This window comes from Streptomyces sp. bgisy100 (genome assembly GCF_057709105.1).
The window spans coordinates 51,708-63,897 of record NZ_JBYITE010000031.1; the positions used below are offsets into that span (position 1 = coordinate 51,708).

The 12,190-nt window shown below is 65.8% G+C and carries 9 protein-coding genes and 1 pseudogene; 5 read left to right on the forward strand and 5 right to left on the reverse strand.

The genetic code is table 11. The features are described 5' to 3' along the window. The first annotated feature begins 386 nt into the window (after positions 1 to 386). A complete protein-coding gene (gene acnA, locus AC3EQ1_RS20705) occupies positions 387 to 3,107 on the forward strand; it encodes an aconitate hydratase AcnA (protein WP_432095849.1) in 2,721 nt (906 codons plus the stop codon). A gap of 95 nt (positions 3,108 to 3,202) precedes the next feature. Here the strand turns inward: acnA and AC3EQ1_RS20710 are convergent, their stop codons facing one another. The 3 genes from AC3EQ1_RS20710 to AC3EQ1_RS20720 are packed head-to-tail and all read right to left on the reverse strand — an operon-like array spanning position 3,203 to position 4,517. Then, on the reverse strand, positions 3,203 to 3,421 hold the full coding sequence (locus AC3EQ1_RS20710) for a DUF397 domain-containing protein (RefSeq protein ID WP_432095828.1): 219 nt from the start codon (positions 3,419 to 3,421) through the stop codon (positions 3,203 to 3,205). Between the two features lie 14 nt (positions 3,422 to 3,435). Continuing rightward, positions 3,436 to 3,660, reverse strand: a complete 225-nt coding sequence (locus AC3EQ1_RS20715) for a DUF397 domain-containing protein (protein WP_432095829.1) — start codon at positions 3,658 to 3,660, stop codon at positions 3,436 to 3,438. Further along, complete coding sequence (locus AC3EQ1_RS20720) at positions 3,657 to 4,517, reverse strand: helix-turn-helix domain-containing protein (protein WP_432095830.1); 861 nt, start codon at positions 4,515 to 4,517, stop codon at positions 3,657 to 3,659. Before AC3EQ1_RS20720 ends, AC3EQ1_RS20715 begins: the two co-directional genes overlap by 4 nt. 150 nt (positions 4,518 to 4,667) lie before the next feature. Here AC3EQ1_RS20720 and AC3EQ1_RS20725 point away from each other — a divergent pair, with 150 nt between their 5' ends. From AC3EQ1_RS20725 to AC3EQ1_RS20735, 3 genes and pseudogenes are all read left to right on the forward strand, one after another. Further along, on the forward strand, positions 4,668 to 5,150 hold the full coding sequence (locus tag AC3EQ1_RS20725; protein WP_432095831.1) for an ATP-binding protein: 483 nt from the start codon (positions 4,668 to 4,670) through the stop codon (positions 5,148 to 5,150). A gap of 7 nt (positions 5,151 to 5,157) precedes the next feature. Beyond that, a pseudogene (locus AC3EQ1_RS20730) lies at positions 5,158 to 5,433 on the forward strand (transposase); the annotation flags it as partial. Between the two features lie 487 nt (positions 5,434 to 5,920). Next, positions 5,921 to 7,252 (forward strand): hypothetical protein, encoded by a 1,332-nt coding sequence (locus tag AC3EQ1_RS20735; RefSeq protein WP_432095832.1) that lies wholly within the window; start codon positions 5,921 to 5,923, stop codon positions 7,250 to 7,252. A gap of 67 nt (positions 7,253 to 7,319) precedes the next feature. On the opposite strand, the gene AC3EQ1_RS20740 is transcribed toward AC3EQ1_RS20735, so the two are convergent. Both AC3EQ1_RS20740 and dnaE read right to left on the reverse strand, forming a co-directional pair. Then, positions 7,320 to 7,679 (reverse strand): DUF6300 family protein, encoded by a 360-nt coding sequence (locus AC3EQ1_RS20740; protein WP_432095833.1) that lies wholly within the window; start codon positions 7,677 to 7,679, stop codon positions 7,320 to 7,322. After that, positions 7,676 to 11,272, reverse strand: a complete 3,597-nt coding sequence (gene dnaE / locus AC3EQ1_RS20745; RefSeq protein WP_432095834.1) for a DNA polymerase III subunit alpha — start codon at positions 11,270 to 11,272, stop codon at positions 7,676 to 7,678. The genes AC3EQ1_RS20740 and dnaE overlap by 4 nt, the downstream gene beginning before the upstream one ends. Positions 11,273 to 11,624: 352 nt before the next feature. Between dnaE and AC3EQ1_RS20750 the strand changes: the two genes are divergently transcribed. Continuing rightward, a complete protein-coding gene (locus AC3EQ1_RS20750; protein WP_432095835.1) occupies positions 11,625 to 12,176 on the forward strand; it encodes a GNAT family N-acetyltransferase in 552 nt (183 codons plus the stop codon). The last annotated feature ends 14 nt before the right edge of the window (positions 12,177 to 12,190 follow it).

The following is a 12,190-nucleotide window of genomic DNA, read 5'->3' on the forward strand; positions in this document are numbered from 1 at the left end:
GGACGATCCGCCGGACCCGGCCACCGTGCCCGGGGCGTCCCGTGACCCGCACCCGGGGTGACCTGCCCCCGCACCCGGGCGGCCTGCCGCCGCGGCCGAGGGCCCGGAATCGCGTGGATGCGTCCGGTTCGCGGACGCACCGGCCGACGCCGGGCCGGGCCTCCGACCTGCGCCAAGGCAGCCCGGCAGCCGTCAGGGCATGACCGCGCGGCGGTCATGTACTAGAGTTATCTCGACATCGAGATATCTGCTGGAGGCGTACCGCTTGCCCGCTGCTCACCGAATCCGAGTAAGGGTTACCTAACTTAGCCTTACCTCAGCGGATCGGCAAGAAGCTGCACCGGCAGGATTGCGGTGGTACGCGCACATTGATGAAGGAGACTGTCGTGTCGGCGAACAGCTTCGACGCACGCGCCACGCTGAGCGTGGGCGACGAGTCGTACGAGATCTTCCGGCTGGACAAGGTGGAGGGCTCCGCCCGTCTGCCGTACAGCCTGAAGGTGCTGCTGGAGAACCTGCTCCGCACCGAGGACGGCGCGAACATCACCGCCGACCACATCCGGGCTCTGGGCAACTGGGACTCGAGCGCCCAGCCCAGCCAGGAGATCCAGTTCACGCCGGCCCGCGTGATCATGCAGGACTTCACCGGTGTGCCCTGTGTCGTGGACCTCGCCACCATGCGTGAGGCCGTCAAGGAGCTCGGCGGCGACCCGGCGAAGATCAACCCGCTGGCCCCGGCCGAGCTGGTCATCGACCACTCCGTCATCGCCGACAAGTTCGGCACCAAGGACGCCTTCGGCCAGAACGTGGAGCTGGAGTACGGCCGCAACAAGGAGCGCTACCAGTTCCTGCGCTGGGGCCAGACCGCGTTCGACGAGTTCAAGGTCGTCCCGCCCGGCACCGGCATCGTCCACCAGGTCAACATCGAGCACCTGGCCCGCACGGTCATGGTCCGGGGCGGCCAGGCCTACCCCGACACCCTCGTCGGCACCGACTCGCACACCACCATGGTCAACGGCCTCGGTGTGCTGGGCTGGGGCGTCGGCGGCATCGAGGCCGAGGCCGCGATGCTCGGCCAGCCGGTCTCGATGCTCATCCCGCGCGTCGTCGGCTTCAAGCTGACCGGTGAGCTCAAGCCCGGCACCACCGCCACCGACCTCGTGCTGACCATCACCGAGATGCTGCGCAAGCACGGTGTCGTCGGCAAGTTCGTCGAGTTCTACGGCGAGGGCGTCGCCGCCACCTCGCTGGCCAACCGCGCCACCATCGGCAACATGTCGCCGGAGTTCGGCTCCACCGCCGCGATCTTCCCGATCGACGACGAGACCCTGAACTACCTCAAGCTCACCGGCCGCTCCGAGCAGCAGGTCGCGCTCGTCGAGGCGTACGCCAAGGAGCAGGGCCTCTGGCTCGACCCGGCCGCCGAGCCCGACTTCTCCGAGAAGCTGGAGCTCGACCTCTCCACCGTCGTGCCGTCGATCGCCGGCCCGAAGCGCCCGCAGGACCGCATCGTCCTCGCCGAGGCCGCCGAGAAGTTCGCCCAGGACGTGCGCAACTACGTGCCGGTCGCCGACCTGGACGAGGCGGGCGAGGAGTCCTTCCCGGCCTCCGACGCCCCGGCCGTCTCCAACGGCGTGCCGACCAAGCCGACCCTGGTCACCGCCCCCGACGGCTCGACCTACGAGATCGACCACGGCGCCGTCACCGTCGCCGCGATCACCTCCTGCACCAACACCTCGAACCCGTACGTCATGGTCGCCGCCGCCCTGGTGGCCAAGAAGGCGGTCGAGAAGGGCCTGACCCGCAAGCCGTGGGTCAAGACCACCCTCGCCCCGGGCTCGAAGGTCGTCACCGACTACTTCGACAAGGCGGGCCTGACCCCGTACCTCGACAAGGTCGGCTTCAACCTCGTCGGCTACGGCTGCACCACCTGCATCGGCAACTCCGGCCCGCTGCCGGACGAGGTCTCCAAGGCCGTCAACGACGCCGACCTCGCCGTCACCTCGGTGCTCTCCGGCAACCGGAACTTCGAGGGCCGGATCAACCCGGACGTCAAGATGAACTACCTGGCATCCCCGCCGCTGGTCGTCGCGTACGCCATCGCCGGTTCGATGAAGGTGAACATCACCACCGACGCGCTCGGCATCGACCAGGACGGCAAGCCGGTCTTCCTCGCGGACATCTGGCCGACCGAGGCCGAGGTCAACGACGTCGTGGCCAACGCCATCGGCGAGGACATGTTCAACAAGTCCTACCAGGACGTCTTCGCGGGCGACGCCCAGTGGCAGGCCCTGCCGATCCCGACCGGCAACACCTTCGAGTGGGACGCCGAGTCCACCTACGTGCGCAAGCCCCCGTACTTCGAGGGCATGACCATGGAGACGAGCCCGGTCCAGGACATCGCGGGCGCCCGCGTGCTGGCCAAGCTCGGCGACTCGGTCACCACCGACCACATCTCCCCGGCCGGTGCGATCAAGGCCGACACCCCGGCCGGCAAGTACCTCACCGAGCACGGTGTCGAGCGTCGTGACTTCAACAGCTACGGCTCCCGCCGCGGCAACCACGAGGTCATGATCCGCGGCACCTTCGCCAACATCCGCCTGCGCAACCAGATCGCGCCGGGCACCGAGGGCGGCTACACCCGCGACTTCACGCAGGACGGCGGCCCGGTCTCCTTCATCTACGACGCCTCCCAGAACTACCAGGCCGCCGGCACCCCGCTGGTTGTCCTGGCGGGCAAGGAGTACGGCTCCGGTTCGTCCCGTGACTGGGCCGCCAAGGGCACCGCGCTCCTCGGCGTCAAGGCCGTCATCGCCGAGTCCTACGAGCGCATCCACCGCTCCAACCTCATCGGCATGGGCGTCCTCCCGCTCCAGTTCCCGGAGGGCGCCACCGCGGAGGCCCTCGGCCTCACCGGCGAGGAGACCTTCTCCTTCACCGGCGTGACCGAGCTCAACAACGGCACCACCCCGCGCACGGTCAAGGTCACCACCGACACCGGCGTGGAGTTCGACGCGGTCGTCCGTATCGACACCCCTGGTGAGGCGGACTACTACCGCAACGGCGGCATCATGCAGTACGTGCTGCGCTCGCTGATCCGCAAGTAAGGATCATCACCGGGCCCACGGGCTCACGGATCCAACTGAGGGCCGCACTCCGGTTTCGGAGTGCGGCCCTCAGCCATGTCCCGTGGGGGGAGCAATCAATGGGGGAGACGGGCAGCGAGCCCGCCCGCGAAGGAGACGAACGCTTCCCACTCCGGCGGGGTGAAGGCGAGGCGCGGGCCGTCCTGGTCCTTGGAGTCGCGGACGAGGACGGTGCCGGGGGTGGCGGCGACCTCTACGCACTCGGGGCCGTCGTTGCTGCTGTGGCTGCTCTTGGTCCAGGCCGGTCGGGATGGGTTCGATGGCTTGATGGCCATGGCTCTCCCAGAGGTCAGCTGGTGGTGCCGGGGTTCTGGGTGGCGGCGTAGGTGACAAAGGCGGTCCAGGCCTGGGGTGTGAAGGTGAGGCGGGGGCCGCTCTTGTCTTTGGAGTCGCGGACGAGGACCGCGTCAGGGGCGGTGGCGACCTCTACGCACGCCGGCCCTTCGTTGCTGCTGTGGCTGCTCTTGATCCACTCCAGCGTGGACTCGTCTTCAGCTGAACGCTTGACGGTCATGTCTCTCCCCGCAGTTTCTCGATGAAAGCCATTGATTCTCGTGGTGTGAGGGCCTGAGCTCGGATAATTCCATACCTCATCTCGAGCCCCTGTACTTCGCGGCGATCGCTGGTCAATCGGCTCAAGTTCTGAACCTCCGTGTGAGCCAAGGCGGGCCCGCTGCTGAGCTTCAGCGACTGCAGCTCGCCACCCATACCCGCGTGATCCTCGCGATCGGTAGGCATCACCTGGATCTCGACGTTCCGCAACTTCCCCAACTCAAGCAGGTGTTCGAGCTGGCGCCGCAGTACCATCTTGCCCCCGATGGGTCGCCGAAGTGTCACCTCTTCCTGGACAAAGCTCAGAATGGGGGCCGGGGACCGGCTGAAGATCCTCTGCCGAGCCGTGCGAGCTGCCACCTGTTGTTCGATGATGTCTTCCCCCAACGGTGGCCTTCGCATCCCGAACAAGGCGCGTACGTACTCCTCCGTCTGCAACAGCCCGTGCATGTTGTGGTTGCTGTACGCCCCGATCTCCACCGCCTCGGCCTCGACCTTGGCCAGGTCGCGGACCTTCTTCGGGTAGCGGACCCGCTTCACATCCTCAACGAACGCGGACAGCATGCCGCCCGCGCCGAGCACTTCGTCCGCCTGCTCCAGAAACTCAGGCTTGGGCGCCCGGCGTCCGCGCTCCACCGACGACACCAGATCCTCGCCGTAGCGGATCGCCTTGCCCAGCTCGGCCTGAGTGAGTGCTGCTCGCTCGCGCCACAACTTCACCTGCCTGCCGATGGACTTGAGGAGAGCGGCCGTCTCCTCGTCCTCCGCCTCAGGCAGCTCCGCACTGCTCCCGGCCGACTGTCCTGCATGGGTCACCATGGCCACCTCCGAGGTCCTTCTGTTCAACACCTCGTATGTGCACAGCGTTACGCCGCCCCTCCGGTACACGCTCCCGCGCCATCCGACACTTACGCTCCGTACCGGTGGCGTGGCTCCTCAGTGGTCGTCCGCTCCGCCACTCTGGTCGCCATGAAGTCCGAAACCCTCCACTCCACCGGCCACTTCACCGTCCTCCTCAGCTCCACCAGCCGGGGCGCCCGGTTGGCCCGGAAGCTCGCCACCCGCCAACTCGTCGAATGGGGATGGCCGTACGACAGTGACGCCGTGCACGATGCCACCCTGCTCGTGGGCGAGCTCGCCACCAACGCCGCAACCCACGGGCGTACCCCGGGCCGGGACTTCCGGCTGCGACTGACGCTGCTCACCACCGACGCGGCCGACGACGGTGCTTCCGTCCTCCGCGTCGAGGTCACCGACACCCGCCCCGACCGGCTTCCACCCGAGTCCGCCGAGGTCGGACCTCCGGACCCCGAAGCGGAATCCGGCCGCGGGCTGCTCCTGGTCGACGCGCTGGTCGACCGCCGCGGCGTGGAGCTGACCGCCCCACTCACCAAGATTGTTTGGTGCGAACTGGCCTTAGACATCGATTCCTATGGTGTTGATGCTCGTTGAGCAGTGCATGACGGATCTGGTGGAGCGGTTGGTACCGGACGAGTTGTGGGTGCTCTTCAGGCGGGTGGTGACTGCGAAGGAGGTGAAGCGTCCGCAGGGCGGAGGCCGGCGCCGAGCAGGTGACCGCGAGGCGCTGGCGGCGATCGTTTTCGTCGCCACGTCGGGCTGCACCTGGAGGCAGTTGCCTCCTGTCTTCGGTCCGTACTGGCAGAGGGTCTACCGGCGTTTCGCCCAGTGGAGCCGAGACCGGGTGCGATGCGCGATCGACTCCGTCAGGGTCAGGATTGATCACCGCCCCGCACGGGGTACGCACAGTCATCAGCACGATCACGGATCGAATCACCTCAACAGGAGGAACAACTTGAACGCTGAAACGACGCTCCGCGACCTGGAGGAGTTGTTCACCACCTCACCTCGCACGATGGTGCCGACTGCCGAGTCCCGGCACCGCAAGCCATCGGGCGAAGGTGACCAGCGCACCTGCGAGGACTGATCCCCCCTCGCCTCAACGGGGCCCCTCAAAAGAGGGGCCCCGTCCCGCTCGCTGGCGTAAGGAGTGGCTGATGCTGAGCATGCGCATAGATGACACGTTGCCCTGCACATCATGGGAGTGGCGTGGTGATCGCTGGTGCAGCGGTTCGTCATGGATCTCCCCTTACGATCATCCAGCGCTGGAGACCTGGACGGCCCAGGACGGCCAGCGCATCTTCTTCCACGTGCGCGAGAGAGCCCCTGGGCGACAGCCGCACGCCCCATGTTCGCCACGCCTTATGAGCAGGCAGGCATATGACGAAGTGGTTGCTGAAGGCCGCGCCTGGACACGAGCGCACCACCTCATCGAGAGCACTCCGCAGGGCATCACCGTCAGCACGGGCGCCCGTTGCCCGGCACCCGTGTACCTGACGGTGAACCGCAGCACGTTACATGCCCATTGGGACGTGACACGACTCCGTGAAGTGATACCGCACCAACACCTCGACCGCATCGAGATCGCACGGCTCCTCGCGCTGACCGGCCACTACAGCACGCGCACCGTGTGGCAGGAGATCTCCCTGCTCACCGAACGCTCCAGTGCCTGGTTCCATGACGGGGAACTCCAGGTGCTGATGCCAGAGGCAGCCGGCCATGACGAGCCCCGTGAACTCGCGGCGGACGCGCGAGTCCTCGATGGCTACGAGCGGCTCCTCGATGCCGTACTGGCAGATCACCATTACCTGCCGGAGCGGACAGCGATCGAGCTGTCCGGAGGGATGGACAGCAGCAACGTGGCTATGTCCTTGGCCGCCCGACACGGGCCCACCTTGTTCAGTGGCGCGCTGATCCAGGATGGGACTGCTGGCGAACAGCAGAGGCGGCGGCGCGAAGCGGTGATCCGCTACGCCGGGTTCCGGGACACTGCCCTGTGTTCCGCTGACTACCTGCCGATGGACCCGACGCACGCTTCGAGGGTGCCGCTGGGACCACACGAGGAGATCTACATTGCCGGGCACAGCACGCTGCTCGGCAGGTGGAAGTCGGACGGGGTCCTTTGGGCCGTAGCGGGGGTGGGCGGTGACGAGATGCTGAGTCTGCCACCCGGAGAGCACCCGCCGCTGGTGCCGGCTGACGTTCCCCGCTGGCTCACACCCAGCACGTTCGAGGCTTTGCAGGACCAGGAGAGCGGTATCCCGCCGGCGCCACCGATCTCCGACTCCACGCTGCGTGCTCTGGCCTGTGGTGCTCCGATGTACCTACGGGCCGGCCTGTGGCCGCTGTATCCGCTGGCGGACCCGGCGATGTGGCGGTTCGGCCAGTGGCTGCCGTTCTCATGGCGACGGAACAAGCACTTGGCCCGCCTACGACTTCAGCGGCTCGGCTTCGACCAGGAGGTGACGCATCCGCCGCTGCGGGAAAGCTTCCACGAAGTCCTCCAGCAGGCCCTTCTCCGCTTCGGGCCGGACATGATCCGCAGGATGCTGGCGACTGGGTCACCGCTGATCGACGAGAAGCTCATCGACGCCGACGAGATATCGGCCGTGGCGCTACGGCTGGAGCAGCGACGCTGCCTGGAGCGAGACGAGATGGTGGCGCACGTGCTGCGCCTGCACCACGCCCTGATCTGATCGCCATGCGTGTGAGGCCCGGTCCGCAGCCGGGCCTCACCCATGCTTCCTCCGCATTCAACGGAGGCTACAGCTCGCCTCGGCTCCACTGATCGAACTCTTCGCTCAGGGCCTCTTCGTCCACGGTGCGATGCCGCACGGACTCGACCCACGCGGAGAGGAGTCTCCTTGCGACCTCCAGGTTGTCCAGGCCAACCTGGTCATCGACTGCGAAGAGCGCGAGCAAATCGGCTGCTGCCGGCTCCCCGTGGTCGCAGGCCGGGCAGAGGAGCGCCTCTTTGAGACCAGATACCGCCGCGTCACGGCCGTTTCTCCAGGCATGCGGGAACTGGGCGAGGAGCAGAGCAACGCCGCCGCAGCGCGGGCACGGAGGGACCTCTTCGAGCTTGAGGAGGATTTCGTCCCCGTCGGGTTGCTCCTTGATCACGCCACTCCCTGCCATGCGTCCTGGCCAAAGGATCCCTTGATGTCAGAGGCGATCGTGGACGCGTTCACGGTGGAGTGAAGTTGATAAACGATCGTCTTCCGGACGCCCCGTACCGAGAGGCGAACAGGGTTCTCTCCCGGATGCGCACCCACGATCCGCTTGAGTTCCTTGACCATGGGCTCATTGACGCGGTGGTAGGGAAGGCTGAGCATGACCGGAGCTGCGCCGGTACGCTCCGCTGAGGCGACATCGAGCACCTGCAGTTCCTGACCAAAAATGCTGATTGCGCCGTCGCGGTCATTGATGCGACCTTGCACGGAAATCACGCTGTCTTCGACCAGAGCGCCCACGACCAGTTGGTACGTGGCCGGGAAGAACAGCACCTCGATGGTGCCGTCACGGTCTGCGAGGTTGACGATGGCCCACGCGTTGCCCTGCTTGGTCATCTTGGGCTGAACACTGGTGATCAGCCCGGACAAGCGGACCACGCCCTCGGTGCGCCCGGAGGACAACAGATCGACGATCGTGGTGTCCCGGTTCGCTGCGAGGATGTGCTCAGTGCCGTCCAGAGGATGCGCGGAGACATACATGCCGAGCATTTCCCGTTCAGTGGACAGCAGTTGCTTCCGCGGCCACTCTTCTTCGCCGATCTGTACGTCGAGTCCGAACCCGGACTCCTCGGCACCATCACCGCCCAGGCCGGCAAACAGGTCGTCCTGACCGTACGCTGCAGCTTTCTTCAACGGAACGACCGCGTCAATGGCCATTTCGTGCGCGGCGGACAGGCCCCTACGGGTGTGCCCCAACGAGTCGAATGCACCGGCCTTGATCAGCGATTCGATGGCCCTCTTATTGAGGGCAGGAAGATCGACCTTGTCGAGGAAGTCGGCGAACGAGCTGAATTTGCCCTTTGACTTCCTGGCCGAGACGATCGATTCGATGACGTTGTCACCGACGTTGCGTACCGAGCGGAGGCCGAATCGCACGTCATCGCCAACGGCTGCGAACTCTGCCACGGACTCGTTGACGTCCGGCTGCAGAACAGTGACGCCGAGCTTGCGAGCGTCGGCCAGGTAGATGCCGGCCTTGTCTTTGTCATCTCCGACGGATGTCAGGAGAGCGGCCATGTACTCGGCCGGGTAGTTCGCCTTGAGGTAGGCGGTCCAGTAAGAGACGAGGCCGTACCCGGCAGTGTGTGACTTGTTGAAGGCGTAGCCCGAGAACGGGAGCATGACATCCCAGATGGCCTTGATGGCCTCCTCTGAGTAGCCGTTGTCCTTCATTCCGCCGTGGAACTTTTCCCACTCCGCGGCGAGCACCTCGGGCTTCTTCTTGCCCATCGCTCGACGCAGCATGTCGGCGCCGCCGAGCGTGTATCCCGCGAGGGTCCGAGCGATGGCCATGATCTGCTCTTGGAAGATGAGCAGGTGGTGAGTGGAGCCCAGGATCGGATCGAGGACTTCCTTCAGCTCCGGGTGGATCGGATCAGGATCCTGCTTACCGTTCTGCCGCAGCGCGTAGTTGGTGTGCGCGTTGGCGGCCATCGGACCGGGACGGTACAGGGCGAGGGCAGCCGCGATGTCCTCGAATCGGGTCGGCTCCATCAGCTTCAGCAGGGCACGCATGCCGCCGCCATCGAGCTGGAAGACGCCGAAAGTGTCTCCCCGACCAAGAAGTTCGAACGTCTTCTTGTTGTCGAGCGGGATGACGACGGTTTCCGTGTCCCCATCCACCGGGTCAACGCACGCGAGCTTGACCCCACGGTTCACACGGATGTTCTGGATCGCGTGGTCGATCACGCCCAGGTTCCGCAGACCCAGGAAGTCCATCTTGACCAACCCCATGTCCTCGCAACTGGGGTAGTCAAAGCCGGTGATCTTGACGCCGTCCTTGGCCCGCATGTGCAGTGGGATGCGCTCGGTCAGCCTGGTCTTGGACAGGATGACCGCAGCCGCGTGCACACCGGTACCACGTGTCAGACCCTCGACGCCCTTGGCCGTGTCGATGACCTTCTTGACATCTTGCTCATTCTCGTACATCTGACGGATCTCGCCGCACTCGCCGTACCGCGGGTGCTCGGAGTCGAAGATGCCGTCCAGAGGGATCGACTTGCCCATGATGTCGTCGGGCAGGGCCTTGGTGATCCGCTCACCGTGCTGGAACGGGTAGCCGAGAATGCGCGAGGAGTCCTTGATGGCGTTCTTGGCTTTGATCTTGCCGAACGTATTCACCATGGCGGTGTATTCGTCGCCGTACTTCTCGGTGACGTAGCGCACCATCTTGTCCCGCTGACGGTCGTCGAAGTCGAGGTCGACATCCGGCGGGTTGATGCGCTCCGGGTTCAAGAACCGCTCGAACAGCAGGCCATGCTCCAGCGGGCACAGCTCGGTGATCCGCGTCGCGTAAGCCACGATCGAGCCGGTCGCCGAACCACGGCCCGGGCCGACCGGAACTCCGTTGTCGCGCGCGTACCTGCAGATGTCCGCGACGACGAGGAAGTACGACGAAAATCCCATAGGTCCGATAACCGACATCTCGGTCTCGAATCGCTCAAGGACCTCGGCGGGGATCGGGTCGCGATAGCGCATCGCGAGGCCCTTCATGCACTCCTTGCGCAGCCATGACTCCTGGGTCTCGCCTTCAGGGACATCGGGGAACTGCGGCATCTCGTCGACGTTGTCGAAGACCTCGTCGTACGCCCCGATCCGCTCCGCGATCAGCAGCGTGTTGTCGCAAGCCTCGGGCAGCTCGGAGAAGAGCTCTCGCATCTCCGCGGCAGTCTTGAGGTAGTAGTCGTTGCCCGAGAAGCGGAATCGCTTCTCGTCGGCCTTGTTCTTCCCGACGCCGATGCACAGCAGGTTGTCGTGCGCGTCGGCCTGGTCCGCATGGATGTAGTGCGCATCGTTGGTGGCCAGGAGTGGGATGTTCAGATCCTTGGCCAGACGCATCAACCCGTCTCGGACCTGCTTCTCGATGGCCAGGTCGTGATCCATCAACTCCAGGAAGTAGTTCTCCTTGCCGAAGATCTCCTGGTAGGCGCCGGCGACCTGCTTCGCCTCGTCGTACTGGTTCAGACGCAGCCGGGTCTGGATCGCGCCGGAGGGACAGCCTGTCGTGGCGATGATGCCCTCGGCATGCTCGCCGATCAGCTCCATGTCCATACGCGGCTTGCCCGCCGGGAACTGGCCCGTGTAAGACGCCTCGGTCGACAGGTAGAAGAGGTTGCGCAGCCCGGCCACGTTCTCGGCCCACATCGTCATGTGGGTGAACCGGCCACCACCGGAGACGTCCTTCGACCCCTCACCGTCGTCCGACATGGCGCGCTGCCCGCCCGGCCCCCAGAACTCCTGCTTCCTGTTCCGGCGTGAGGACGGGGCCACGTACGCCTCGATCCCGATGATCGGCTTGACGCCGTCGAAGCCCTTGGCCACCTGATGAAACTCGTACGCACCGAACATGTTGCCGTGGTCGCTCATGGCTACGGCCGGCATGCCTTGCCGGTCGACCTCGGCAAACATCGGCTTCAGCTTCTGCGCTCCGTCGAGCATCGAGTATTCAGTGTGATTGTGCAGGTGAACAAAGCTGTCAGCCACCGGGCGGGCACCTCCGAGGGCGGTCGTGGGAAGCCCCCACCCTATCCCGCAGACGAAGATCAAATTCGCCCTCTACACCCCTCATGGACCGCCCAGAACCGTGCAGAGCTGGTGACCACGCGTTATCACACACGAGGAGGATGCAACTCCGTGGCGTGGCCAACACGCCGTGTCGGCTGCGATCTTCAGGGCGCACAGCCGAACAGGAATGCTCTCGCTTGGGCGATCTCGGTTTGACAGGCGGGCCGCCAAGGCGGCCGCCTGGGTGCCGAGGGGTGAGCACCCACAGCACTGGTGCCGACTGTGCGTAAATGCGTTGTCGACCGGCCGCGAACTGCGGAATCATCCGTCCATGGGACTGCCCTCCGAAACTCTCCTGTTCGAGCAGGTCGAGCTGCGCCGGTGGCGTGTCGACGACCTCGACACCCTCTACGGTGTGACCACCGAGGCACTCGACCACCTCCGGCCCTGGATGCCCTGGGCCGCCGAATCGAGCCGGGAGCACTCGGCGGAGTTCCTGGCCACCTCCCAACTGGAGTGGATGTCGGGCGAGGCCTTCAACTACGCGATCACCAGCAGCGGCACCGTGATCGGGAGCTGTGGGCTGATGCGCCGCATCGGGACCGGTGGCCTGGAGATCGGCTACTGGATCCACCCCGGCTGGACCGGACGGGGACTCGCCACCATGACCGCCGCGGCCCTGGTCCGCGAAGGGCGGTCGCTGCCGGGGACCGACCACCTGGAGATCCACCACGACGAGGCCAACCAGGCGAGCGCCGCCGTCCCCCGCCGCCTGGGCTTCACCCACGTCGAGCGAAGGAAGCGGCCCGACGGGCCGGAGGCGCCGGGCGAGGTGGGCATCGACTGGGTGTGGCGCCTCAGCGCCGCGCCCGAATGCGCCTGAACACCCGCCACATG

Bases quoted from the DNA above. Each gene is read 5' to 3' on its own strand.
- AC3EQ1_RS20715 (WP_432095829.1), bottom strand. From the start codon at position 3,660: ATGACCGTCAAGCGTTCAGCTGAAGACGAGTCCACGCTGGAGTGGATC.
- AC3EQ1_RS20725 (WP_432095831.1), top strand. From the start codon at position 4,668: ATGAAGTCCGAAACCCTCCACTCCACCGGCCACTTCACCGTCCTCCTC.
- AC3EQ1_RS20735 (WP_432095832.1), top strand. From the start codon at position 5,921: ATGAGCAGGCAGGCATATGACGAAGTGGTTGCTGAAGGCCGCGCCTGG.
- AC3EQ1_RS20720 (WP_432095830.1), bottom strand. From the start codon at position 4,517: ATGGTGACCCATGCAGGACAGTCGGCCGGGAGCAGTGCGGAGCTGCCT.
- AC3EQ1_RS20710 (WP_432095828.1), bottom strand. From the start codon at position 3,421: ATGGCCATCAAGCCATCGAACCCATCCCGACCGGCCTGGACCAAGAGC.
- AC3EQ1_RS20750 (WP_432095835.1), top strand. From the start codon at position 11,625: ATGGGACTGCCCTCCGAAACTCTCCTGTTCGAGCAGGTCGAGCTGCGC.